Source organism: Hyphococcus formosus (genome assembly GCF_046736345.1).
Taxonomy (GTDB): Bacteria; Pseudomonadota; Alphaproteobacteria; order Caulobacterales; family Parvularculaceae; genus Hyphococcus; species Hyphococcus formosus.
The window spans coordinates 1,815,247-1,840,862 of the sequence record NZ_CP157210.1 but is presented as its reverse complement, the minus strand read 5'-3'; the positions used below and the strand labels follow the sequence as shown (position 1 = coordinate 1,840,862).

The 25,616-nt window shown below is 50.6% G+C and carries 20 protein-coding genes, 1 tRNA gene and 1 pseudogene; 13 read left to right on the top strand and 9 right to left on the bottom strand.

The window, feature by feature from the left end; all coding sequences use genetic code 11:
- Both mrdA and rodA read left to right on the top strand, forming a co-directional pair.
- Entirely contained in the window at positions 1-1,917 is a 1,917-nt protein-coding gene (mrdA, locus tag ABFZ83_RS08405; RefSeq protein WP_411816099.1) for a penicillin-binding protein 2, read from the top strand.
- Between the two features lie 3 nt (positions 1,918-1,920).
- Positions 1,921-3,066: a rod shape-determining protein RodA gene (rodA, locus tag ABFZ83_RS08400; RefSeq protein WP_411816098.1), complete on the top strand. Its 1,146-nt coding sequence runs from the start codon at positions 1,921-1,923 to the stop codon at positions 3,064-3,066.
- A 33-nt stretch (positions 3,067-3,099) separates the two neighbouring features.
- Here rodA and ABFZ83_RS08395 read toward each other — a convergent pair whose 3' ends face one another.
- Complete coding sequence (locus ABFZ83_RS08395; RefSeq protein WP_411816097.1) at positions 3,100-3,468, bottom strand: Hpt domain-containing protein; 369 nt, start codon at positions 3,466-3,468, stop codon at positions 3,100-3,102.
- 159 nt (positions 3,469-3,627) lie between these two features.
- Here ABFZ83_RS08395 and ABFZ83_RS08390 point away from each other — a divergent pair, with 159 nt between their 5' ends.
- Positions 3,628-5,121: a sodium-dependent transporter gene (locus ABFZ83_RS08390; protein WP_411816096.1), complete on the top strand. Its 1,494-nt coding sequence runs from the start codon at positions 3,628-3,630 to the stop codon at positions 5,119-5,121.
- A gap of 366 nt (positions 5,122-5,487) precedes the next feature.
- On the opposite strand, the gene ABFZ83_RS08385 is transcribed toward ABFZ83_RS08390, so the two are convergent.
- Positions 5,488-7,716, bottom strand: a complete 2,229-nt coding sequence (locus tag ABFZ83_RS08385) for a TonB-dependent receptor family protein (RefSeq protein ID WP_411816095.1) — start codon at positions 7,714-7,716, stop codon at positions 5,488-5,490.
- A 195-nt stretch (positions 7,717-7,911) separates the two neighbouring features.
- Between ABFZ83_RS08385 and ABFZ83_RS08380 the strand changes: the two genes are divergently transcribed.
- From ABFZ83_RS08380 to ABFZ83_RS08360, 5 genes are all read left to right on the top strand, one after another.
- Positions 7,912-8,244: a 4a-hydroxytetrahydrobiopterin dehydratase gene (locus tag ABFZ83_RS08380; RefSeq protein ID WP_411816094.1), complete on the top strand. Its 333-nt coding sequence runs from the start codon at positions 7,912-7,914 to the stop codon at positions 8,242-8,244.
- A 103-nt stretch (positions 8,245-8,347) separates the two neighbouring features.
- Positions 8,348-9,043, top strand: coding sequence for a response regulator transcription factor (locus ABFZ83_RS08375; protein ID WP_411816093.1), 696 nt, complete (start codon positions 8,348-8,350; stop codon positions 9,041-9,043).
- Positions 9,044-9,049: 6 nt separating this feature from the next.
- Positions 9,050-10,774 (top strand): ATP-binding protein, encoded by a 1,725-nt coding sequence (locus ABFZ83_RS08370; protein ID WP_411816092.1) that lies wholly within the window; start codon positions 9,050-9,052, stop codon positions 10,772-10,774.
- A gap of 70 nt (positions 10,775-10,844) precedes the next feature.
- Entirely contained in the window at positions 10,845-11,255 is a 411-nt protein-coding gene (locus tag ABFZ83_RS08365; protein ID WP_411816091.1) for a PTS sugar transporter subunit IIA, read from the top strand.
- The gene (locus ABFZ83_RS08360) at positions 11,256-11,534 is read left to right on the top strand and encodes an HPr family phosphocarrier protein (protein ID WP_411816090.1); all 279 of its coding nucleotides are present in this window, start codon (positions 11,256-11,258) and stop codon (positions 11,532-11,534) included. It begins immediately after the preceding gene.
- Here the strand turns inward: ABFZ83_RS08360 and ABFZ83_RS08355 are convergent.
- The 5 genes from ABFZ83_RS08355 to ABFZ83_RS08335 form a co-directional block, all read right to left on the bottom strand.
- Complete coding sequence (locus ABFZ83_RS08355; RefSeq protein WP_411816089.1) at positions 11,531-12,661, bottom strand: efflux RND transporter periplasmic adaptor subunit; 1,131 nt, start codon at positions 12,659-12,661, stop codon at positions 11,531-11,533. The genes ABFZ83_RS08360 and ABFZ83_RS08355 overlap by 4 nt on opposite strands.
- Positions 12,662-12,672: 11 nt before the next feature.
- Positions 12,673-15,759 (bottom strand): efflux RND transporter permease subunit, encoded by a 3,087-nt coding sequence (locus ABFZ83_RS08350; protein ID WP_411816088.1) that lies wholly within the window; start codon positions 15,757-15,759, stop codon positions 12,673-12,675.
- Positions 15,760-15,971: 212 nt separating this feature from the next.
- Entirely contained in the window at positions 15,972-18,011 is a 2,040-nt protein-coding gene (locus ABFZ83_RS08345) for a peptidoglycan DD-metalloendopeptidase family protein (protein WP_411816087.1), read from the bottom strand.
- On the bottom strand, positions 18,008-18,394 hold the full coding sequence (locus tag ABFZ83_RS08340; protein WP_411816086.1) for a BlaI/MecI/CopY family transcriptional regulator: 387 nt from the start codon (positions 18,392-18,394) through the stop codon (positions 18,008-18,010). Before ABFZ83_RS08340 ends, ABFZ83_RS08345 begins: the two co-directional genes overlap by 4 nt.
- Positions 18,395-18,550: 156 nt before the next feature.
- Positions 18,551-19,297 carry an alpha/beta hydrolase gene (locus tag ABFZ83_RS08335; RefSeq protein ID WP_411816085.1) on the bottom strand — a complete coding sequence of 249 codons (747 nt, stop codon included), beginning with the start codon at positions 19,295-19,297 and terminating at the stop codon, positions 18,551-18,553.
- A gap of 274 nt (positions 19,298-19,571) precedes the next feature.
- Here ABFZ83_RS08335 and ABFZ83_RS08330 point away from each other — a divergent pair.
- Positions 19,572-19,648, top strand: a tRNA-Asp gene (locus ABFZ83_RS08330).
- 313 nt (positions 19,649-19,961) lie between these two features.
- Here the strand turns inward: ABFZ83_RS08330 and ABFZ83_RS08325 are convergent.
- On the bottom strand, positions 19,962-20,966 hold the full coding sequence (locus ABFZ83_RS08325) for an FkbM family methyltransferase (protein ID WP_411816084.1): 1,005 nt from the start codon (positions 20,964-20,966) through the stop codon (positions 19,962-19,964).
- 251 nt (positions 20,967-21,217) lie between these two features.
- On the opposite strand from ABFZ83_RS08325, the gene ABFZ83_RS08320 reads away from it, so the two are divergent.
- The 3 genes from ABFZ83_RS08320 (at position 21,218) to ABFZ83_RS08310 (ending at position 22,693) form a co-directional block, all read left to right on the top strand.
- Positions 21,218-21,517: a hypothetical protein gene (locus tag ABFZ83_RS08320; RefSeq protein WP_411816083.1), complete on the top strand. Its 300-nt coding sequence runs from the start codon at positions 21,218-21,220 to the stop codon at positions 21,515-21,517.
- Between the two features lie 140 nt (positions 21,518-21,657).
- Entirely contained in the window at positions 21,658-22,098 is a 441-nt protein-coding gene (locus ABFZ83_RS08315) for a methyltransferase family protein (RefSeq protein WP_411816082.1), read from the top strand.
- A gap of 43 nt (positions 22,099-22,141) precedes the next feature.
- Positions 22,142-22,693: a TetR/AcrR family transcriptional regulator gene (locus ABFZ83_RS08310; RefSeq protein WP_411816081.1), complete on the top strand. Its 552-nt coding sequence runs from the start codon at positions 22,142-22,144 to the stop codon at positions 22,691-22,693.
- A 564-nt stretch (positions 22,694-23,257) separates the two neighbouring features.
- On the opposite strand, the gene ABFZ83_RS08305 is transcribed toward ABFZ83_RS08310, so the two are convergent.
- Complete coding sequence (locus ABFZ83_RS08305; protein ID WP_411816080.1) at positions 23,258-24,022, bottom strand: glutaredoxin family protein; 765 nt, start codon at positions 24,020-24,022, stop codon at positions 23,258-23,260.
- A gap of 325 nt (positions 24,023-24,347) precedes the next feature.
- On the opposite strand from ABFZ83_RS08305, the pseudogene ABFZ83_RS08300 reads away from it, so the two are divergent.
- A pseudogene (locus tag ABFZ83_RS08300) lies at positions 24,348-25,613 on the top strand (class I SAM-dependent methyltransferase).
- Positions 25,614-25,616 lie beyond the last annotated feature (3 nt).

The following is a 25,616-nucleotide window of genomic DNA, read 5'->3' as shown; positions in this document are numbered from 1 at the left end:
ATGGTAAAAGTGAATGCCCATGATCCGGAACGTCAAGAAACGGTCAGTCGCCGAACCGTTTTGTTTGGTGGCGGCGTAGGGCTGTTATTTGCGGGTATCACAGGCCGTCTTTACCAACTCCAAGTCGTCGATCACCAAAAGTACCTTGATCTTGCTCAGCGTAATCAGTTCAACCGTCGCGTTCTGACACCGCTACGCGGCGAAATTGTAGACCGCTTCGGTGCGCCACTTGCATCTAACCGCAAAAATTTCCGTATTTTGCTTGTTCCCGAACAGGCAAAAGATGTCGACGCAGCGTTGGATAAGATTTCCAACATCATCACAGTCAGCGATGACAAGCGAGCGCGGATTTTACGCGAAATTCGTCGGCGCGGATCATTTACGCCAGTTCAGATTGCCGATAATTTGAGTTGGCATGATTTCTCCAAAATCAATTTTGAACTGCCACACCTTGCTGGTGTTCTGCCGGATGTTGGGGAGACACGAGATTACCCCCAAGGAGAATCTTCAGCTTTTGTAATCGGCTATGTGGGGGCTGTGACCGAACGTGACCTCGCTGCGCAGGAATCCGATCACGAACGCGTATTGCTTCGTCAGCCCGGTTTCAAAGTTGGCCGAGAGGGACTGGAGCGAACCTATGAAAAAGAGCTTCGCGGTAGTGCGGGTGCGATCAATGTAAAAGTAAATGCGCATGGTCGGGTAATTGAGGAAATGGCGGAAACAGCCATTCCATCCGTCCAGGGAAAAACGCTGTCGCTAACGATTGATGCGGAACTCCAAGAAGCCGCGATGAAAGAGCTCGACGGTGAAAGCGCAGCGGCGGTGGTCATGGATGTCGTGACCGGTGATATATTGGTCATGGCTTCAACGCCAGCATTCAATCCCAATGATTTCAATGTGGGGATTGATCCCGATCTATGGCGAGAATTAAACGCCAGCCCCTATAAACCGCTTTTGAACAAACCGCTGTCAGGCGTGTATCCGCCGGGATCCACGTTCAAACTCGTTAGCGCGATCGCGGCCCAGCGGGCAGGGTTTAAACCGAACCACACTGCTTTCTGTAATGGACGTGTTTGGTACGGCAATCGTTATTTCCATTGCTGGAAACGGGGCGGCCACGGCACCGTCGATATGAAAGCGTCGTTAAAACATTCATGTGACATTTTCTATTACGACATTGCGAAGACCCTTGATGTCGATTTGCTTGCGGATACTGCGCGTAAGTTTGGTTTGGGGCAAACCTATGAATTAGGTATTCCCGGCCAGCAAAAAGGCATAATTCCCGACCGCGCCTGGAAGAAACAATATTTCGCTGGAAACCCTGCTAACCAACCGTGGTTCCAAGGGGAAACCTTGTCGGTTATCATTGGGCAGGGATATGTAACATCGACGCCGCTACAATTGGCTGTAATGTCGGCCCGTGTTGCGACCGGAAGGGCGGTTCGTCCGCGATTGGTACGCGCTGTTGGCGATCTAATTTTACCGGCACCCGATGCGCCATTGATTGATGTAGATCAGGAGCATCTCAAAGTCGTCCGTGAAGGGATGAATGCGGTGACGAATGAGTGGGGTACTGCCGCTCGGTCAAGAATCGAAGATCCTGAATGGCAGATGGCCGGAAAGACCGGAACAAGTCAGGTCTATCAGATTACCGCGGAAGATCGCGCGAAGGGCCTTGCCAAGCCTCAAGACCTGCCATGGGAACGGCGAGACCATGCCTTGTTCGTGAGCTATATGCCCTATGAAAATCCGCGATATGCCTGTGCTGTCGTGGTGGAACACGGCATTGGTGGTGCATCAATGGCTGGGCCAAAAGCTCGTGAAATCATGAAAGCGGTTGCGGCGAAGGACCCGGCCTCACGGAATGCAATCGATCCAAGAACCTTGGCGCACGCTTCGCCGGTAAGGCAGGGATAAGCAATGTCATCGATCATTCTTCCAGGTCGACGGCGCGGCGTACGGGATAAAATTTCCCGCCTTCATTGGCCATTGATAATTCTATTGACGATGATCGCAGGGGCAGGGGTGATAACCCTCTATTCCGTTGCAGAAGGCCATTGGCAGCCGTGGGCGCTTAAACACGCACTGCGCTTTATGGCAGCGTTCGTCATTATGGCCGGTATCGCGATGGTACCCATCCGATATTGGCTGGCCATGGCCTATCCACTGTATTTCGCATCATTGGCCGCGCTCATGGCTGTGCCCTTTATTGGCGTTGTTAATATGGGCGCACAGCGTTGGATCGAATTCGGCGGCATGCAATTCCAGCCTTCGGAGGCAATGAAAATTGGTCTCGTACTTGGTTTGGCACGGTATTATCACGGTCTTCGTGCCGAGCAGGTGTCGCACATTTTATATCTTATCCCGCCGGCATTGATGATCGGGGCACCGGTCGGGCTGATTTTTATCCAGCCTGATCTTGGGACAGCGCTTTTGCTGGCTGCGACGGGGGCAATCATTATTTTTGTCGCTGGATTGAGCTGGCGCATTGGGTTTGCGGCAGTGATAGGTGCAATTGCCGCCGGTTATGGTGCCTATCGTTTTGAGATTCTCAAAGAATATCAGATCAGCCGTATTTTGACCTTTTTAAATCCTGATCGCGATCCGCTAGGCGAGGGCTATCACTTGTTGCAGTCCAAGATCGCGCTTGGCTCCGGTGGGCTCGATGGCAAGGGTTATATGGAAGGCACGCAAAGTCAGCTAAAATTTTTGCCGGAAATGCAAACAGACTTCATTTTTACCATATTCGGTGAGGAATTCGGTTTCGTCGGCGCGGTTGGCCTATTGCTGCTGTACTTTGCTGTCATCATCACAGGGTTGTCGGTCGCAATGAACACGAAATCCCATTTTGGTCGATTGGTTTCGACCGGGGTTGTCGCGACATTTACCCTGTATGTGCTGATCAATACGGGGATGGTGATGGGGCTTGCGCCGGTCGTCGGTGTGCCGCTGCCATTGGTCTCCTATGGCGGAACGGTTATGCTGACGATTATGGCTGGCTTCGGTTTCGTGATGAGCGCGCATATCCACAGAGATCAGGATATGTACCGGTCGAGCGATCTTTAGGGCAGGATTTCTGCTGTCGCCGATCCTTAGAAATTAATATTGTTGTAGATGCGCGTCGAAATGGACGCAGAATGCCTCAAATTTCGCATGAGCGTCGTTAAGGAATTGCATTGCGGCGACAGCATTCCCGTCTTTGCAGGCGGTTTCGATTGCACCAGCGGCCTCAGCAAGTAGCTGAGCGCCAACATTTGCCGCCGAACCTTTGACCGCATGAGCATTTTTATAGGCGTCATTCAGGGAACCGCCTTTAAGCCCCTCGTCGAGGAGCGTCAGCAATTCTGTGGTTGAACGCTGAAAGGCTTCAAGAATCGCGCGCGTGCCATCGACACCCGCAGCCGCGATCAGGCTTTCGACCTGTTCGGTCTGGAGGTGAGAAGGCTCAAACAGTTGCGTCTCCTGCAAGTTTTTTCCCCGTTTTTAACGGCAATAAGCGATAAATCTCACAATTGCACGTGTTTTTATGTTCTCTCCCTTGAGCAATATTTGCTAACAACCGTAAAAATTTGTCTAAAATACATAATCACACCAATTCGGTGTCTAAAATTATAAGGGGTTGCATTTATGCAAGGTACGGCTGGCGAAGGAAGTCACTGGTCATCTAAGGCGGCGTTTATCATGGCAGCGGTTGGGTCTGCCGTAGGATTGGGGAATCTCTGGCGGTTTCCGTATGTCGCAGGGGAGAACGGCGGCGGGGCGTTTGTTCTGCTTTACGTAATTTGTGTCGCGGTCATCGGTTTACCTGTTTTGGTTGCTGAGTTGTTTATTGGACGCAGAGGCGGCATGTCCGCAGTGGGTAGCGTCGTCAAATTGGCAAAAGCCGAAGGCCGGTCCACATTTTGGGCCGCACAATCATGGATCGGCATGATCGGCGCATTTATCATTTTAACTTTCTATTCAGTAATCGCCGGCTGGGTTCTGGCTTATGTCATCATGATTGGCGGCGATTTAATTAACTCGATCGCCCAAAGTGGCATTGGCGGTCTTGCCGCCACTGCATTTGAAGGCCAGACCAGTGACGAGGTCGCTGCGAAGCTGGGCAATCTTTTGAACGACCCAACGCGGATGATCACCTATCACGCGATTTTTGTAATCCTTACCGTGGGCATTGTTATGCGCGGTATTAAAGGCGGCATCGAAGCGGCGGTCATGTTCTTAATGCCCGCCTTTTTTGTGCTTTTAATTGTCTTGCTTGGATTCGCGATGATCGAAGGGGATGCAGGTCGCGGTATTGATTTCCTTTTGGGTGTCCGTTTCGATGATCTTTGGGTCGGTGTTAAAAACGGCTCGGTCATTTCGGCAGCGCTTGGGCAGGCATTCTTCTCAATTGGACTGGGTTCAGCGCTTATGGCCACTTATGGGGCCTATATGCGCGAGGAGCAGGACTTGCCGCGTTCTTCGCGCCTAGTTGCCATTGCTGATACTGGCGTTGGTATTATTGCGGGTCTTGCGATCTTCCCGATCGTTTTTGCGATGGGCCTCGATGCGGGCAGTGGTCCCACATTAATGTTCCAAACATTGCCACTAGCGTTTCAAGGGATTCCTTTCGGTGGACTGTTCGGCCTGATGTTCTTTATTCTCGGCTTTTTTGCGGCGATCACCTCATCAATCGCATTGCTGGAAACGTCGACAAAGTGGGTCGATGAGCAAACCAAAAGCGATCACCGCTTTCTATCTGCCGGTGGTATCGGGCTCGTCGTCTTCATCATTGGTGTGTTCAACGCACTTAGCCAGGTCCCAGCTGTTGGTCCTAATGGCGAAGATCAGTCAACCTTCTGGAATACTTGGCAACCTTTGGGCGAGACGACATTGTTCAAAGGCATGGTGCTTTTGGACTTCCTCAGTGCAGCAACTGATTTGATTCTTCCAATTGCGGGCTTTATTACCGCGGTATTTGCGGGGTGGATCGTTTCTACTGCAACCGCACGCGAAGCAATCGGATTTAAATCAGAGCTATGGTTCCAGCGCTGGCGCTTCCTGATCCGGTATATTTGTCCGGTCAGTATTTTGTTGGTTATTGTCTATTCGACAATTCTGGCACCGATGCTCGGTTCGTAAATCGCAAAATTATGATCAATGAAAGCCGCCTGTCCTGTGACAGGCGGCTTTTTCTTTAGGGTTTCGTTAACCATAACCCCCTTGCCAAAAGGTGCGATGCGCCTCACACTCTATTTCAGGTTCAATTAATGAGAGGAGGTGATTCGATGTCGAGTGATTTCAGCAAGCCAATGAGGTCTTTGTGGGAAAAGCGCGGTTCGGAGCAGCCTTCGGAGCTCGTTTAACCACCGGATTTGAATAGATCTCGAGGCCAATTGGCTTACGGAATCGCGATCCTTAAATGGATTGAGGGCCGCTCGAACGAGCGGCCCTATTCTTTTGGCGGTAAAAAAGAAATGGCCCAGCTATTCGCCGGGCCATGATTGGTTAAAGGGATAAATCTACGCCAACCCAGAATGTCCGCGGCAGACCGGGGCGCAGTCCGGCGGGTTGATGCGACGCGATATATTCTTCATCGAAAATATTTTCGACCTTACCGCGAATTTTTACATTCTCGATCACCTGAATATAGGCAGAGACGTCAAAAACCGTGTGCGCATCAAGGCTGGCATTAAGCGCAATAGGACCTTGCCCGGCTGTGGTGCGGCGTTCTGATTGATAGAACATCGCGATCTCGCCACCCCACTTGGTATCTTCAATACCAGCTGTCAGCAGAAGCTGGTGATCTGCGACGAATGGAAGCTCGTCACCTTCTGAAACGGAACCCCACGGTCCGTATCCAGATGAAAAGCTGGTTTTGAACTCGGATTGGGTCAGCGTGTAGGTTGCTGATAGCGGAATAGCAAATGCAGTATTCAGCCACTGCGCTGCATCAACGATAGAAACAATTTCAAGGCCGTAAACATCAACTTCGCCGCCGTCGAATTGATCGCCAATGACGCAGCCGCCGCCGGTTGATGCTGTGCAGGTTCCCAAAAGGTTTTGGTAATCATTGAAAAAGCCAATCGCTTCAAAACTTGCGGCAGCATTTTCCCAACGTAACCCGGCTTCCCAGTTCGTTGATTCTTCTTCGCTGGAGTTTGAATTTCCCGGTGAGGGAGGAGCGAAACCACGATAAACGCCGCCAAGAATGGAGAGCTGTTCCGTTACATCGTAAACAACACCGAATGCGGGCGTTACGGCCGTGAGTGAATTTTCGCGCGTGGAAAGGCTCGTCCCCGTGCGGTTCGGATCAGACTTTCCATAATCGAGGCGCGTTAGATCAATATCTTCGATCCGCACGCCAATCGTTGCGTGTAGCCGGCCCCAATCAATATTGTCTTGTACGAATATTGCCAGTGCTTCGCCGCTTTCGATCCGGTTGGAGTCCGTACCAGGATCGCCAACACTCGTGCGGAGTAGGTCTGTGTCATTCGCTTGGAAATATTCGAAATTCTGGAACCGATCGACCTCGTCTTCATGCCAGCGGAGGCTACCTTCCAGATTGTGGGAAATAGCACCAGTATTGGTTTTATAGGTGACGGTCCCTTGAATGCCTTTTGCGACATAGTCACGCGCATTGTGGCGAATTTCGAGCGCGTCCGCAGCGCCAACAAAACCTGGTGCCGCTACGAGATTGGCGAACTCGACCGAGTAGGTTGTCGGGTCGTTCAAAACTGTCGAGAGCGAAGTGCCCAATACTTTTTCGAGCTTGAACCAGTCACGGGAAAATTCAGTGCGGTAGGCATTCACCGAAAACCTCAGATCATCCGTCAGGTCGGCTTTATATGTGATCTGGAAAGTCTCATGGTCGCTATTGAACTGGTCTTCCTGAGAAGCATTGTAACGCCGATAGGGATTTTCCGAGAAATCCGACCGTGTCAGACCCAAATATGTTTCATCCGAAGTTTCATCCGAACGCTGATATTTGAATTCAAGGCTTTGTGGAACGCTAGCGCCGTCTTTCGTGTAGAGGCCAGCTTTGATCATATAGTCGGATACGTCAAAGCCGGTATCGCCCCCGGCATCAATTTCTTTGAAGCCATCAGTGGATTGCTGGAATGTTTCGATCAATATACCGCCATCAAGCGCGCCAAGGTCTCCGCGACCGCCTGCATAGGCGTGAAGTCGGCGGCCGTCATCTGATCCCAATAGGAATTGCGCATTTGCGGACCAATCTTCTGGAATCGGCGTTGAGAAGAGATTGATAGCGCCGCCGGTTGTGCGCGGGCCATATTTAATTGCGCCGGTTCCTTTGGTGATTTCGATGGAGTTTATCCGGCCGGCATAAGGGAAGTAATAAGCTGCAGGTCCCGCATAAGGGGCAGGCGAGATCGGCACGCCGTCTTCCATGATTGTGATCCGCGCTGAGCGATCAGACCCCGAGCCACGAAGACCAATATTTGGGCGCAGACCATAGCCGTCTTCTTCTTGGATGTTCACGCCCGGTACCCGCCGAAGGGTCCGCAATATGTCGGTGTAGGATTGTTTCGCGATGTCATCGGCGTCGATATAGGTGATCGCGCCCGGCACTTCTTTGAGGCCGCCAGCCGAAGCAAAGACCGTGATTTGGTCAACGCCGTCTAGAGCGGCAAGTTCCAGATTGTCGTCATCTGCATTAGCCTGCGCTGACATAAGTGCGATTGGGGCCGTAAATAGAGCCAGTTTCCTTAACATTCTACTCGACTTTCTTATTTTGTTCGGGTCAGGGTTGCTTGATAATGATTATCAATTACCGCTCCGCTAGACGGACTGATAATGATTGTCAATTACAAGAGAGCTGAGGGCGAGGATTTATTGGCGGGTGTTGCATTGATGCCGGTATGGGGTGATCTCACCGTTGATAGGTTGGGCATTTGCTGAAATCCGTTTATGTCGTTGGACAAAACACGGAGTTTGGTAATGGTCGAAAAATTAACCGCCGATGCGCGTGAAGCATTTCTGGCTGGAAATCCGGGCTGGAATCCGGTCGAGGGCCGAGATGCGGTCAAAAAGACATTTGTATTTGGTGATTTCAATGCTGCATGGGGGTTTATGAACCGGGTCGCGTTAGCTGCGGAAAAGGCCGATCACCATCCAGAATGGTTCAATGTTTATAATAAGGTGGAAATCGTCCTGACGACGCATGATGCGGATGGTCTGTCTGAGCGGGATGTTTCCTTGGCGAAGTTTATCGATGCCGCCGCAGGAGGTGTTTTCAGTTAAAAATGGCTCGGTCGGGGCGGACACAAAATCGCCTTGGCTTCGCCTTCTATACGCCCGCGCGGCTACATAGTAAGAAACTGATATTACACGGGGAATAGGAATTATGGCGACAATCGCACTCGTTGATGACGACGAAAACATTTTAGCTTCGGTCTCGATCGCACTCGAATCCGAAGGTCACACGGTCAAAACTTTCGAAGACGGTGCCAAGGCGCTTGAATATATCAATGCGACGCCGCCTGATCTGGTCGTTTCTGATATTAAAATGCCGACCATGGACGGCATGGAACTTTTACGCCGCATTCGTCAGTCATCCAGCCTACCGCTGATCTTCCTTACTTCAAAAGATGAAGAAATCGACGAAGTGCTTGGGCTTACCATGGGCGCAGACGATTATGTCAAAAAGCCGTTCTCACAGCGGCTCTTGCTGGAACGGGTCAAAGCCGTTCTTCGGCGTGGGCAGGCCAGCGACACACCAACGGAAGACGAAGAGAAAAAAATTCTTCGCCGCGGGCCTTTAACGCTCGACCCGATGCGTCACGCCTGCCTCTGGAAAGATCAGCCGGTTATTTTAACTGTGACTGAGTTCTTGATCTTGGAGGCGCTTGCGCAGCGGCCGGGCTTCGTAAAAAGTCGAGATCAATTGATGGATGCGGCCTATGATGACCAAGTCTATGTTGATGACCGCACAATCGACAGCCATATTAAACGAGTACGGAAGAAATTTAGAGTCGTTGATAAGGATTTTGATTCAATCGAAACACTCTACGGCGTTGGTTACAAATACAAGGATACCTAATCGCGCATGAGTAAAGAGGGCGGGATCGTGCGCAAACGACGCGCACCCATGGCGGTGTCGCGTCTGACGCTGACGATCGTCCTCGCCAATCTTATTGGGCTTGTAATTCTTCTATTAGGAACTTTCGCCCTTACGCAATATCGCGATGGATTGGTTCAGGCAAAACTCGAAGGCGTGCGGGCGCAGGCGCAGATCATTGCCGATGTCTTGGCGCAAGTCGCCATAGATGAAACGACTTGCCAGCCCGTCGAAGAAGCGGATATCGCCTCGCAAGATGAATCAGCGGTTTGTTCGTTATCACTAAGCCAGCGGGATGTTCGCGAAGTCTTTAATCGGGTGTGGGATAGCTTTGAAGGTCGTGTACGGATTTTCAATGCGCCCCAGACCTTTGCCGACCCGCCAATCACCGACGCACGTAGCCTTCTGATTGAAGACGTCGTTTTGCGCGAAGACGAAATTGTCGCGCAAGAGCTACCGTCGATTGACGACGGAAACTCGGATTGGACGAGTTTCAGCGCGGGCGATATCTGGCGACGATTGTCCCGTTACTTTTCACGTGCCTATCGCGCGGAAGCTGCGCGCCGCACGATTGAGGATGAACTTAACGCAGCACTGCAATCCTCGCCGTTTGCCATAGAGCGCGGTGCCGCGTCAGTCAGGGTAAACGAAGAAGGCGAGATCGTCGCCTCGGTATCGGTACCTATCAGGCGCGTGCAAGCTATTTATGGGATCGTGACGGCGGAAAGTGGCGGCATTGATGAACTGGTGGAAGACGCACGTTTGTCGATCCTGCCGTTTTTTGGATGGGCCGTTGCAGCGGCGATTCTCTCATCACTATTGCTCACGACGATGATTGCTCAGCCTATTCGTCAACTGGCCATTGCCTCGGACAAAGTACGCGAGGGAATCGGCGCAGCGGGGCGGGCCCGTATCCCCGATTTTACAAATCGTAGAGATGAAATCGGTGAGTTGTCTGGATCACTGAAATTAATGACGCAGGCGATCTATGCGCGAATTGATGCGATCGAAAGCTTTGCCGCAGATGTGTCGCATGAATTGAAAAACCCGCTGACGTCTATTCGAAGTGCCGCGGAGACACTGCAGATCGCGAAAACACCTGAACAGCAGGCGAAGTTGCTGGCTGTCGTGCAAAAAGATGTGGCGCGTATGGACCGGTTGATCACCGACATTTCCAATGCGTCGCGCCTTGACGCGGAACTCGCTCGGGAAAGCCGCGAAGCGATTGATCTTGGAAAGCTGATAAAAGACATTGTGTCGGTTTATGCAGATACTGCGAAAGACGGCGATGTCTCGGTCCAATATGAAGAACCGATCAAACCAACCTACATTCTTGGGAACCCCGGGGCATTAGGGCAGGTCATTCGAAACCTGATCGACAATGCCCGGTCTTTCAGTCCTGATGGCGGCGAGGTTAGGGTCGTGCTGGAGCCGTCGAGCGCACGGTCTACCTTCTCGCGGATCACAGTTTCCGATGACGGACCTGGGATACCGCCCGACAATCTAGAATCCGTTTTCAAACGTTTTTATACCAAACGCCCATCTGGTGCGTCATTTGGTAATAATTCCGGTCTAGGCCTTGCGATTTCGCGCCAAATTGTGAATTCCCATGGTGGCCGGATTTATGCGGAAAACCGTCTCACAGATCCGGATAATCCGGATAGTGAAAGGCTAGGCGCGCGCTTTGTTGTGGAGCTTCCGAGCCAAGAATAGCAATTTTTGGTGGACATCTGGGAACAATCACGCACCATAGTAGCGTTGTGACGGAGTTGAGCAGAAACAAATGATTGGACTCGTTGTTGTAACCCACGGCCGGCTGGCGGAAGAGTTTCTTTCCGCGGCCGAACATGTGGTTGGCCCACAAGAGCAGGTAAAAGCAGTTTCAATCGGGCCGGATGACGATATGGAAAAGCGCCGGCAAGATATTCTCGAGGCTGCACGGTCCGTTGATACCGGCGATGGCGTCGTCATTTTGACTGATATGTTCGGTGGCACACCGTCTAATCTGGCTATTTCTGTAATGGAAAAAGCAAATGCCGAAGTTGTTGCCGGTGTAAATCTACCTATGCTCATTAAACTCGCATCAGCGCGCGCCGAAGATGATCTCGCTGAAGCTGTTAAAGCGGCGCATGACGCGGGAAGAAAATACATCAATGTTGCGTCATGGGTTTTGTCAGGTGAGGCGTCGGAATAGGTGTCGGACGAAGTAACAGCGACCGTTGAAGTCTGTAACAAACTCGGTTTGCATATTCGTCCGTCGCGATATCTCTCATCTCTTGCTAAATCCTACGACGCCGTTGTTTCGGTTAAAAACAATGACCGTGTCGCGCTTGCGGATTCGCAGCTCGATCTGTTGATGCTATTGGCAAGCAAGGGTGCAAAACTGGAAATTTCTGCGACTGGTCCTCAGGCGGCAGAAGCAGTCGATTCAATTGTCAAACTGGTTCAAGATAAGTTTGGCGAGAAAGACTAGGCGCTCGGACGAAGTCGCGTTTGAGAAATCGTAACCGGCTGTCCTTCGCGAAGCCGTTCACCCCCTCGAATGACAACATTTTGCCCCGGTTCGAGATCGCCCATGACTTCGATGAACTCGCCTTCCGCAGTGCCTAGTTCGACATCAACACGCTTTGCCAAATTGTCTTCGCCGACGACAAAAACGCTAATCCGATCCGCGCGAAGAATTAATGCGTCTCGTGGTACTGCAGTGACGCGTTGTGGTATCGCGGAGGGAAGGTGTACCCGCACAGCCGATCCAATATACCAACTTGTCTCGGCGGGAAGTTCGAGACGAATTTCCAGCATCCGTGATCGCTCATCACCGACCGGGACGATTGTGCGCACCTTACCTTCAAGTGTCTCTACGCCATTTGCCACCCGAATGGTCGCGCCCGGGCGAATGTTTTGCGTTAGGCCAATTGGTGCTCGGGCGGTGACTTCCAAATGGTGTGTGTCCACAAGGCGGATTAACTCTGTACCCGGAGTGGCAAATTCGCCGATTTGGGTTTCTTGTGAAACAACTCTGCCAGAAAATGGCGCGCGGACTTCGGTTCGACTTAAATTCGTCTCTGCGCGTTCAAGCGCGACGCGCGCTCGTGCAACAGCCTGATAGGCTTCATCGCGATTTGAACGCATTTCATCAAGCGTCGCTTCGGATTCGCCCGCTTCTTCGCCAAGACCTAAATAACGCTTGTATAAGCTGTCGAGATATTTCGCACGCGCATTGAGGCGCTTTAATTCGGCTTCGGCGTCGTTCTTCGCAAAGGTTGCATCCGACGGGTCGAGCCGCGCGATTAAATCACCTTCGTTGACTTCAGCGCCTACTTCGGCGACCCATTCAACTTTCGCGCTCGTCGCCGCGGAAACGCGGCTATCGCGGATAGAGACGATCGTCCCCGGTGTTTCTGAATGTGGTGCAAGGTTTCGGCTTTCAACCTTTGCCAATGCGACCGCCGCAGGGGGAGGTCCTTGGGGTTCCTCTGTTGCTTCCGCGCTTTCAGTGTCGGGGCTCGCGCCGACATGTCCGCCATAGACAAATGCAGCACCAGCGGCCACAGCGATGAATGTCGCTGCTATTCCAGAATAGGCGATTTTACGGTTCATGACGAAGCTCCTTATTCTGCGGGCTGCATGCCGAGGGTTGGCAAATCTTTGTGGACGTGACGCGCGGCACCTAATTGCAGAAGGGCGGGCAGTAAGAAAAGCGTGAACAAGGTGGATATAGCCATCCCGCCGACAATGACCGTCGCGAGCCCGCGATAGATGAGGCTACCGGCTCCCGGCGCGAGTACGAGCGGCAGCATTCCCATTAATGAGGTCGATGTTGACATAAATATTGGGCGTATACGAAGTAATAGGGCTTCGCGTACGGCATCGGTTCTGCTTTTTCCTTCTCGCTCGGACGCACGAGTTTGAGACACAAGCAGGATGGCGTTATTCACAACCAGCCCCAGAAGGATAATGAATCCAATCATGCCCAATAGATCGAGTGGCGTCGTTTTAAATAGGTCCAGCAATCGAATAGCCAATACGCCGCCTACTGCAGCCATCGGCAGGGTTATTATGACGAGTGCAGAATCTTTGACCGACTTAAACAGCGCAGCCATGATCAAAAACAGAATGACGACCGCAAGCAAGAAGTTCGCGCCAAGATTTTTAATGGCCCGGTCGAGGGAGTCGGCATCGCCACCCCAAATCACCGTCGCGCCCTGCGGAAGAACATCATAAATTTCATCCCCGGCATTGCGTTTTAACTGATCAACCGCTGGGCCGAGGGCCATGCCTTCCGGCGGATTAATGCCGAGCGAAATTGTCCGTCTGGCGTCTAAGCGACGCAATTGTTGCGGGCCGACATTACGGGTAACCGTGACCAATTCACCAAGCGGGACCACGATTCCCGACGGTGTCGCGATGGGTGCACTTTCGAGATATTCGGGTTCGGCCCAGTCTTTCGCCCGCAAGAAAACGTCTATTCTGCCATCTTCGTGGAAAAATTCGCCGAGCCATTGTCCGTCGCCCAATGCGCGAACGGCGCGCGCAACTGCGGCACGGGTCATGCCTACTTCCGCAATCCGGCGATCATTGGGAATAAGTTGTAGCTCAGGGGTGACAACGCCTGGGTCCGGATTTGGCCAAACTTGCGCTCCGGGTAGGGCGGTTTGAATAAGCTCCATAGCGGCCGGCATTGATTCAATCAACGCATCGTAATCGGCAGCTTGGAGCTGTAGGTTGATTGAACCGGCTCCGCCGAAATTACCAAATAAATTACCCTGACTCGCGAATACGCGCGTATCAGGGAAGCCGGACAGAATTTCATTATTGACGATGTCGACCATTTCATCGATACGCGATTGATCATTAATCCGCACACCGATGTTACCACCGAAATTATTTGAGAATAGATAGTAATTTCGCAATGCTGGCTGTTTCTCTCCCTCCATATAGGGACGGAGACGCTCAACGACGATTTCAGCGAATTCTTTGCGCACCGTGTCGGCGCTCGCCCCAGAGGGGTAACTAATAAACCCGTCAACCGCATCGCGCTTCACTGGGGGCAGGTAATTCAGTTGTGGCCATAGTAGGAATGCCACAACCATTGGGATGATCGTGAGACTGAAAATTATGACACCTCGTCGCTTATTCGACGATGTGAGGTTCATAATAAAATTCGCTACATGCTTTGCAAAATTCGGACGTTCTTTGGTCGTGCCGGAATTTTTGATAAAATAGCGGGCACCCGTCGGTAAGAGCGAGACAGCGACGACGAGGCTGAAAGACACAGCTATCGCGATGGTCAATGCGAGATCTGCGAAAAGCTGGCCTTCAACATCCTCAAAAAACATGATGGGTATGAAGATCGCAACGGTTGTGACTGTAGAGGCGAAGAGCGCTCCAAAAACTTGCCCAACCGCTTGTTCCGCCGCTTCAAATGGGGTCCGGCCTTCTTCTCGCAAGCGAACGAAATTTTCCAGAACGACGATTGCTGCATCAAGCACCATTCCCGTCGCAAATGCCAAGCCGGCTAATGAAATTACGTTGATTGACCGCCCGAATAGATTGAGCACAACTAACGTCGACATAAGGCATATAGGAATTGATGCAGCTATGATGAAGGTAGCTGCTGTGCGGCGTAGGAACAGCCACAAGGCACCAATTGCGAGCATGACTCCAATAACGAGATTGCCTGACAATAGGGCGATTGCGCGCTTTATAAATACCGACGGGTCGAAACTCTTATGTATTGCCAGGCCCATTTGATCCAGCGGGCCAGCATTCAACTCGTCTATAACTTCGGTGACCGCATTGATCGCTTCAAGCGTATTAGATCCTGGAGAACGCGAGACATTCATCCCTATGGCAGGGTTTCCGTTCTGATAAGATAGGCCGGAGTTTCGTTCATCAGGCGCGACTTCAATCGTTGCAATGTCGCCAAGCCTGATGGGGGCACCGTCTCGCCATGCAAGAATCGTCTCGTTCAATTGATCGGCAGTGAATCGACCTTTGAACCGCATGGTATAATTGCGTCGGCCAACTTCTATAGATCCGCCAGTAATATCTGTTGACTGATTAACATTCTGGGCAATTTCATCTAGGGTAATTCCGAATTGAGCGGCTAGATAGGGGTCGAATTCAATACTTAATATTCGCTCGCCAAGAGGGGACTGCACGTCAATACTCGCGACCCCCTCAATTGCTTCAAGGCGGGGTACAATGCGCTGTTCGGCGAAGTCCCCTAAATTTAGGTCTGGGTTCTCATTGCCGGGTAGGCGTTGCAAAAACAGGAATATAAGAGTTTCGGCACCACCACCGCCGCCATTATTAATTACGGGGCGATCAGCGTCCGCCGGTAAGCCGCGCACGCGTTGCAATCTTGCGTTCACTTCTGTGAACGCATTATCCATGTCAGTACCAAGAGAAAATTCAAGTGAAATCCAAGCGCCACCCTGGTTGGACCAGGATTGCATAACTGTGACACCGGGAATGCCGCGAAGTTCTCGTTCAATTGGTTCGGTTATTTCGCTTTCAACCTCGCGTGGTGATGCCCCGCGCCACCCCGTCCAAATGCCTATTTGAGGGCGTTCGATTGACGGAAATAATTGTACTGGCAGGCGGGTTACAGAAAGTGCGCCCAACATCGTTATTAGCGCTAGCACGACGAGTGCTGCAGCCGGGTTTTTCAGGCAAACTCGTGTAAGGCCCATTTAATCTCTCCCGCCTTTTTGACAAAGGTCTGAGGAGACTTTTACGCCTTCAATGTAAACATGCACCTGTAATGCGACCAATCGCAGGTAGTTTGCGACAAGCCGACGACGGGAAATTTTTATTATCTTCAATAATAAAAAAATGCGGTACACGGTTTAGTGTACCGCATTTTTCTTCCATCTAAGAATTTCTGGAAAATTAAAATACGCTTTTATTGTTTCTCTTGCGCTTTTAACTCTTGCCGCCGGCGTTTGATTTCACGCAGTTCATTTTCGAGATCCGCTTTCGCATCTTTGATTGCTTTTTCGCGAATATCGAGAAGTTCTTTTTCCTGAATAAATTCATTCTTAAAAAGGTCTGTGTCTAAATCTACAACGATCTGTGAGAACTTTTCTTCAGCACGCTCGAACTCTCTTTCAGCGTGTTTCCGTGCTCGTTCTTGTTGACGCCGAACTTCGCTTAATTCAGCGCGCCGCGATTCAAATTTTTCTCTTGCTTGTTCTTTGAATCTTAGGCGTTGTTCTTGCAATCGCGCTGTTGTCTCTGAAAAGCCGTCAAACGCTTCGATTGGAATTTCGATTTCTTGGAAGTTTTCGAAGGCCTCAAAGTCGTGAAACTGATTGCGCATTTTTCTTTCAATTTTTGCTAACTGTTCATTGACTTTGCGTGCTTTTTTCTCCGCTTCCGGATAATCAGGCGTCTTTGGCGGTAACGGTGCGGCTGGTGAAAGCGCCGGCACGACAGGCACTGCGCGTGGTAGATTTGTGGGCGGAGCCGTTGAAATCGGTTGTTGTATTATTTGGGCGAATACCCCAGCCGGATTGATTGTTTCGCCATTCTCTATGATTTCAAAATGCAAATGGGGTTTGTCGGCTTTGCCTGTGGCCCCGACTTTTGCGATTACATCGCCGGCGTCTACGCTTTCGCCTTTGTCAACCGCATAAGAGCCGAGGTGAGCATATCGGGTCAATAAACCGTGGCCATGATCAATGACAACAACCTTACCCCAAGCCTTTCCGCCTTTGTAACTTTCGGTAGCGTCGATTACTTTGCCGTCGCCAGCCGCCAATACAGGTGATCCATGCTTTGCGCGAATATCAATGCCGGTATGCGCTTTTCTATCACGATCCTGCGTTAAATCTGCGGTAAACTGAGATGTAATTTCACCGTCGACCGGCATGACGAAAAGGGTCGCGCCTGCTGGGCGGGGCGGCACGGCGATTGTTGCCTGCGCAGCAGCGACGGCAACAGCAAAAACAGCACTCAATGACAGGGCTATTTTACTCGGTGTAGACAGTAATCTCTGCGATGGTGCTCCCGATAAAATGGCATCCAGTCGCGCACGACGCGAGCGCTTATCAAAGGGAGTGAATGACGGAATAAGCTCGCCTGCAAATCCAGAATGCTTACCGGCCGCCAATCGCAAGCCTTGCACAAAGCAATTTGCATAATGATGGCGATTGACCCCGGCAGACAAGACCAGCGCATCGGCACCTTGTTCTGCGGCAAGATTTGCTTGCGCGCAAATGCGATGCATAAATGGATTAAACCAGAAAACAGACTTCGCCACAGTGCAGAGCGCGAATAATGCGACATCTCCGCGTTTTATATGGGCCATTTCGTGCGCACCCATCAGCGCCGCATCCTTTATGGATAAGCGATCAAGGAGATTATACGGCATGATAATTACCGGTCGGAATATGCCGTAAACGCAAACGCTAGAAACTATATGCGAGAAAACATAACGAGGTTGGCGCGACACACCAATTTTTAGACGCCAATTTTCAAGCGCAGTTTTAAGTTCTGGCTCGTCAATGTCGGCAGCAAACTTTAGTCGGTAGGAAAACCAAACATGCCGCAATGCTGCGAGAGCAAATACCATCATGAAGCCGTAAAAATAAAGGACGGCCATCATTTTTAAAATGTCCGCGATGGAAACCGTTGTCGCTACTGGCGCAAGAATTAACTCGCGGGATTCTGTTGTGGATACCGAAGTGCCCGCAAATTCTGACATCACCGGCAAAGCCGCAGGGGCGCGCAGAGAGACACCGAGGCTAGCAGCAATAGGTGCCAGTAGCGCGGGCAGGGCAGCGAGGATAAGAGCCGCAGGCCAAATTGTACTTCCTAATGACGAAGTGCCGGTTCTTTGCTCTTGTCTGTTTGCAAGATAACGCGCGCCAAGAAAGATAATGGGTGCCCAGATCATCGAAGCAAGAAGGCACAGAAAAAACGGTTCTATGATTGCACTCATGATTCTTCCTCCGATTTCCGAAGTACCGATTGCAGTTCTTCAAGCTCTTCGTCGCTAAGCAACTTTGAGTCTGAAAAAAATGCGGCCGCGGGGGTTGAGTCGAGTTCCAGTACCCGCTTTGAAAAATCGGCGATCATTCGGGAAAGCATGGTCACTTTGCCGATCTGTGGTTCGTAAATGTTCACGCCGTCAATTGCGGTTTTTGAAATAAGGCCTTTATCAGCCATACGGTCCAATACGGTCCGCACGGTTGAATAAGACCAGTCGAATTCGGAGGAGATTTTGCTGTGGATCTCCCGCGCGCTCATCTCTTTCGCCTGCCAGAGGTGTTTGAGTATCGCGAGTTCAGGTTTGGTGGGGTCTGCACCCTTTAGATCGGCCATATAGCGTAAAACCAATAAAACAGGGCGAATTGCCCCCAATTCTGATGGCTAGCTTATGGGATTGCGACAACTGTCGCAAGGGCTGTGCTTGGAGGTTTGCTGCGTTCTGCGACAAGTCGTTGTGGAGTTGCGACGAGTGGTTCCGGTGGACTGGTCTCAAGACACCGCCGCAATGGTTGCGGTAAGTCGTTCCAAATCCGCAGGCGTTGAAAGGCGATGGTCCCCAGATTTTACGATGGAGATCTCTATATCCTCGGTGGCCAGTGCCTCAGCGAAGCGCAATGCGTGGCTATAGGGTACCGCGTCATCCTTCATACCCTGCAATACCCTTACGGGGCAGTTGATCGGGATAGGGCCATTCATCACTAGATTTTTTCGGCCGTCCTCAATCAGTTTTTTTGTAATAATTTGAGGCTCATCGGAATATTCCGACGGTTGCGCCAGCCGACCTTCAGCATTGATGGTATTTCGCTCGGCGTCGGTAAATGATGGCCACATCAGCGTTTCTGTGAAGTCAGGGGCGGGTGCTATAAAGACGATGGCAGCAATACGCTCGGGCCGTTGCTGCGCTAATAAAGTGGCGATCCATCCCCCCATAGATGACCCGACCAGAATTTGTGGGCCCTCAGTTGCATTGTCAAAGACCGCCAAAGCGTCCTCAGCCCATTCGCTTATGCAACCATCTTCGAATTTGCCGTCAGATTCGCCGTGACCAGTATAGTCAAACCGCAAATATGGTCGGTTTTCCGATAATGCCCATTCGCTCAAATGCTCTGCTTTTGTGCCCAGCATGTCTGACTGGAAACCACCTAACCAAATGATGCCCGGCGCGATTGTGCCGTCAACTTTGCGGTATGCGATGCGGCCATTGGGGCCTTGCAAAAATTGGGGAGCGTTAGTCATAGAGCCTCGTTTATAGATTAATCTGCGAATAGGCGCGGGCATGAATATGCCGGTAAATATGCCTTCGGCAACAGGGAGCCGGCCAAGCGTAATTCGTTAATGATTATCCCCAATTCTGGGCGCGAAACCGAGGCAATGCTCGGATATTCAGTATCTTTTTAGTCGCGCAAGAAGAATTAGTAAGATTGTGCCCCCTCAATCGCCATATTCCGCTTGACGGGCATCGTCGGCTATCTTAAACGGCACCCTCTGATGAGCGTCAGCTTGATCTGATGCGGGTGTAGCTCAGTTGGTTAGAGCGCCGGCCTGTCACGCCGGAGGTCGCGGGTTCGAGTCCCGTCACTCGCGCCATTTAATTCTGAAATCTGGCAGCAAAGAATTTTGGCGTGAGCGGCTTAAATGGATGCCTGCGAGCATTCGGAAGCGTTTGCCCCGCCCAATTACTAGCCCCACTCCTTGCGCTCTGTTTAGTTAATCCAAATCTGGGCGCTTATATCGTGCTGAGCTGATGGCTAGGCCGATCTGTTAGGATCGGGTCGGGTAGGCAATTTGCGAGTAATTTAGTGAAAATGGATGACTCGTAATCGTGAAGCGGCGCATCAAAGATGTTAGAGCGCGCATCATGAAAATCCGAAAATTTTGCCGTCGTCTTTTGCGGGGCTAATTAAATTAAATAGAAACCTTTTGGCGCGAATAATAGGTCAGTCCACGGATTATCTCTAGCGTTGACCTCATCAATAAATAAATCAAAATTATCATCAATTTTGTTAAGGCGCTTACGGTCCATGTGGACATCCCACAAATCAAATTGAGCATTCATTTGTTTTAGCCATTCAGTTTGGTCTCTTAACGCTGCCGCAGCCTTTGGGAAAAATTCAAATATTCCTGCGCAGGGATATTTCTGCATGTATTGGCGAGCACCGTCAAAAACCCGTGGCTCAGCACCCTGAACGTCTATTTTGAAGAAGGTCGGGCCTTCAATATTCAGGTTTTCTGCTAGAGAATCCCACATAATTATGCGGACAGGAACGTGTTTATATCGACCTTCTTTCAATTGTTGAGCATTTGGTAGGGTGGTGCCACCTGTTGTAACGTTTGGTTTAAAGTAAAACCGTTCAACACCATTTATATCGCCCATAGCACCGCGCACGATTATTCCGTCACCAAATCTGTGAAGGATTAGATTGGCAGGGGCCAAAAGTCCTGCGTGGGCTGGGTCGACGAGAACATGAGATTTCAGGGCCGACGATACATCTTGAAAAAATTCGCTGGTTAGTAATGCTCGATAGCGGACAGATTCGCGACCATAATTTGCGCCTATATCCACTAAATTGAACGTATCGTAAACTTCGCAGAAGCGTTTGAGCAATTTTTCATCGCCAGCATTGCCGTTACCCGCGTACTTCCCAAAATCAACCGCTTTGCCTTCTGATATGCGCTTTAAGGCTTCTTGGCGAGTTAGGTGTCGATTATCTTGTGGTGTTGCGGCGTGAAGCCAATCATCCTCGAACACGAATAACAGTGTACGGTCGAATAACTGTACGAAATCAACCGACGTTTCGCCAAAGAGAATTGCATTGGTTGCGTCGGTGATTGCTTTATCTGCGACCAGCCCGAGCGCATGCTTCATATCGACCACAGCAGGGGAATCCTTTTGATAGTCTGGCAATAGTAAAGCACAGTATAGAGGCAATTAAATACAGTCTAGTAGAAATATTAATGATGATACCCTGGAGGTGGCGCATAAAGTCCACTTCCCCTGTTCGGCGCTGGCACTAAAATCTATTATCCCGGCGGTAGACCTTACTCGCTGCAAAGTCGTTTAATTTGCTCATATCCAAAAGAGGCCGGAACAGGCCTCTTCGCGTACGATCGAAATTAGAGTGATGAGGCCGTTTATCGACGCCTATACGGTGTTCGATGGGAACTTCCGCCAAACCATTGCACGAGCCGTGTGATCGCGTTCCCCCAGAAACGTCGTCTTGTTCCAGAGGCAAACGGCACGAGCGCAAACCCGACCAGTGTGGTCAGCTTGAATTCCATGATGGTGATGAAGAGCTGCACGGCGAGGGCAAAGAACACGACCGCAATCATGAAGAACTTGTGGAAAAAGCTTATTCGCCCCAGCCTGTCGCTGATCACTTCCAGGAACGGCTAACCCCCATCAAGTCCGACACCGACGATAAAGCCGATGCCTTCGATCAGCCAGATGCCGCCTGACGGTTCAGTCTGCTTGTCAGGTGGTCGGGGTTCGGCAGAGTGTGGACGGAAATCCACAAATACAAGCAAGGCGACCGATAAATAATAGTTGTGCATATTTATTATTTATAATATAATTCCATTAGTGTAGGAGACTTGCCATGCGCATTTTGCCGCCTCTGCTTTGGATATTGATGCTCGCCCTCATCGGAGTCAGTCATTGGGTCAATTGGGGCCCAAGACTTGTTCCGATTCCATGGCAGTGGTCAGGTGCCATTGTCTTTGCTATCGGTTTCGCCATAACGATCATTGCTAACCGGCATTTTAGTCGTGTACAGACAAATATACATACATTCCGTGACCCGACCGTGCTGGTAACGGACGGCCTATTCGCAATGAGCCGGAACCCAATGTATCTTGGTTTTGCTCTCGCTCTTCTGGGGGCTGCGCTTTTGGCTAATGGATGGCTGTCGTTAGTGCCGGTTGGCTTTTTCATCGCGGTCTCGCAACTACATTATATCCCTTTCGAAGAACGCGCAGCTGAGCGTGTGTTTGGTGACGAATGGCGCGATTATAAGACACGTGTCAGACGCTGGATCTAATATGCCCCGCCCGAGGCCTGACGACGACCTTGTGAAGGAACGAATGCTTCTCGCCGCCGAGACGCTACTAACCCGGCATGGACCGGACAAGGTCACGGTCACCGACATTGCGGCGCAATGCGGCATGTCCCAGTCCAACGCTTACCGCTACTTTCCGTCAAAAGACTCGCTCATGGCTGCCTTGGCCGTACGGTGGTTTGCGGAAACGGAAAATAAGCTTAACCGAATTGCCGTTTCAGGAGGACCAGCCGACGCGCGGCTGGCCGCGTTTCTTGAGACGCAGTTCGCCATAAAGCTCGCCGCGCACGACCAAGACCCTGACCTCTTTCAGTCGTATCTATTGCTGGCACAACGCAATCCGGACGCCGTTGCGCGCCACAGCGCGAAACTTTCGGACATGATCACGTCCCTCGCTGTAGAAATGCTATCGGAAAAGTGCGTTACCTCGCAAGAGGCTGCGGAACTCACGCGTGTTTTCCTCGACATGACCATACTTATTCGAGACCCCTGGATGATCGCGCGCTTTCGAGAAGAGTTGGACATAGATAGAGCCCGAAAAATCATTGAAGTGGCGATTTCCTGCCTTAACTCGTAACGCCTGAGGTGCGTGCTTTCTGGGAATTCGGGGCATTGTCGGAGCCGACGGGGTAGCTAATCGAGAAAATTTGCGTACACGGATCGATGCAGGCAAAGGCTTCATTGATTGCACCAAACCGAAAAATAATCGCCCCGACTATGGGGCTCGCCGCGTCTTCCGAAATGTTGGCCAGACTGGGCCAATCCGTTTCCACCAGATGCGCTTCGAACCTCTCGTTCCCGTCTCATGCCGTGTGACCTAGACGACGCCAGATAGGCCTTGAAACCGGCGCTTGCGAAGTATTTTCATCTACGCTTTGCGCATTCACCGCGACGCAAAATTCTTCTGCTCATGTTCGGCGCTGGCACTAAAATCTACCACCCTGGCGGTAGGCATTAACATTTCGGGATCGTCGGGGGGGGGGCAGAATCTGAAAATAGGTTGAATTGTGATTTGACGTTTCGCTTGGGCGCTTAAATGCGTCAACGCACGATGCGATAGTGGCCGCCTAAAGCGTGGTCTGCGTCACCGCCACTCAAGGCGTTGTTTCCGATAGGTTAGAAACCTTGTTCCCAACCCCGTTTAGAGAGCCAAAATGCTTATAGGCATCCATAACCCCATGGCGATCATGGCCAGGTTTTCGGTTAGGGAAACGAACCCAAGAGGAACATTCGAATTGCCGCCTACGCAGGCGCATTTCAGTTCTCGATTCTCTAAGTAAACGGCTTTAAAAACCGATATTGCACCGATGGTGCCAATAAACAGGGCCACCGGTGAGGCGATTAACGCAGCTGTTCCGCCAGCAATCATAAGAATACCCGCAAATGCTTCCGCGAAAGGATATAAATACGCATATCCTACGCGACGCCGTGCAAGCAGGTCGTAATTCAAAAACATCGTTGAAAAGCTCTCAACATCTTTCAGTTTTTGAAGCGCCAGCATTGTCATGGCGAATGCAACGAACAGTTCTATCGTACGTATCGTGAATATATCTCCAGTATAAGCCCCGGTCACGGACAGAGCGACAAGCGCGCTTATCGCGAAAATCATGAGAACCGGCGTATAGGAGGTTTCGTCGCCCTTTTGGCCAGTGCCGGTTAGGTATTGCCGAAGGGCGTCATATCCACCAATCCGTTCTTCGCCAATAAAGGTTTGCGGCGTAGTCGAAACATCATGTTTTTCCTTAAAATCATCTGTTTGTTCGCGTGTTGTCAGATGATGGTCTTCGACAGAAAAACCTTTTCGTTTCAATAGCCATTTTGATTTCAACCCATAAGGACACACATGCTTGTCCATCACCATTCTGTATAGAGTGGCTTGTGAAGCTTTTGTGTTTGAAGTCGTCATTGATTGCTCGCTTTGCATACCCTGTAGGGGTATATGAATGTTAGAGTACTTTTTGTCAAGAGGGTTACCGAAAAAGAGCCCGCTCAAAAAAACACTCGATGTAAAGTTGCCAACTGTAATTCAGCGCGAAAGTTCCACGCAGCTTTTGCATGAAAGAACCGATTATAGGCGCTTTGGGGCTCACGAAGGGCGCGGGGTTTGAGGGTGCAATAAACGCAATCAATAATCTTATGATACTAGAACTTTGGCCTTGAATTTTGACTTTTATCAATTACTTCGATTACGGAAAATAGGTGAATATCTATTGTAAAAATTGGAGAGTAAAATGCTCCAAGAAAGCTTATTACATCGAATTTTGAACCGCGTGATTGTCGACGGTGCAATTGTTGTTGAATACCCGTCTGGGCGAGCCGAAAAATACGGTCGTTCTTCGGAGGTGACGGATGACACGCCTAATATTTCTATCACAAGTAATCGTACGATAAGGCGTCTAATTGCAAACCCCGCCTATGCCTTTCCAAACGAATATGTGAAAGGAAATATTCGCGTATCGGACCAGTCCTTACACAATGTCATCGCAGTTCTATTCAAAAACATAGATCGATACCGGGCATCGCCGGGTGCACGGGTAAGGCAGGGTTTAGACGGCTTCTCAAAGGCGATAAGAGCGAAAAATACTGTTTCCAAGTCGGGGGAAAATGTCCGTCGACATTATGATATCGATGATCGGCTCTATCGCCTTTTTCTCGATACGGATATGCAATATTCGTGTGGTTTTTTTGAGAATTCGCAGATGAGCCTTGAGGAGGCTCAGGGCATCAAAAAACAGCGGATAATCGCAAAGCTAAATATGAAAAGTAATATGCGCATTCTGGATATCGGATGTGGCTGGGGCGGGTTGGCATTATCGATAGCGCGCCAATATCCGGATGCTAGGGTGATAGGGGTTACATTATCGCCAGGCCAGCTTCAGGTGGCGCGACGACGCGCGATGGATTCGGGACTTTCCAATCGCGTAAAGTTTCAGCTTACGGACTACAGAGATATATAAGATAAATTTGATAGAATAGTATCTGTAGGGATGTTCGAACATGTCGGCCTGCGCGATTATTTCGGATTCTTCAAAAAGATCGATTCGCTCCTAACCGCCAATGGCCTCGCGCTTCTACACACTATTGGCCGGTCCGGGGTGCCTCAGGAGACCAATCCCTGGATACGAAAACACATATTTCCCGGTGGCTACATACCTGCGCTTTCTGAAATCACGCCTGCGGTCGAAAAGTCTGGCCTGATAACCGGCGACGTAGAAATCCTAAGGCTGCACTATGCTCAGACTTTACGTCATTGGTTTAATCGATTTAAGAAAAATGAGGATTTAGCACAAAGCCTTTATGGTGACGAATTTTGCCGGTTATGGTCATTTTACCTAGCAAGTTCGGAGCAATCTTTCCGGTATCTCGACCATGTTGTCTTTCAAATTCAGCTTTTAAAGTCATTAAGATCGACGCCGATCGTACGTGATTACATGTCGAGTGCGGCCGACATACACCGTCCGGAAATGTCGGAGAAAGTACCATCCGCTATCGGATAATAT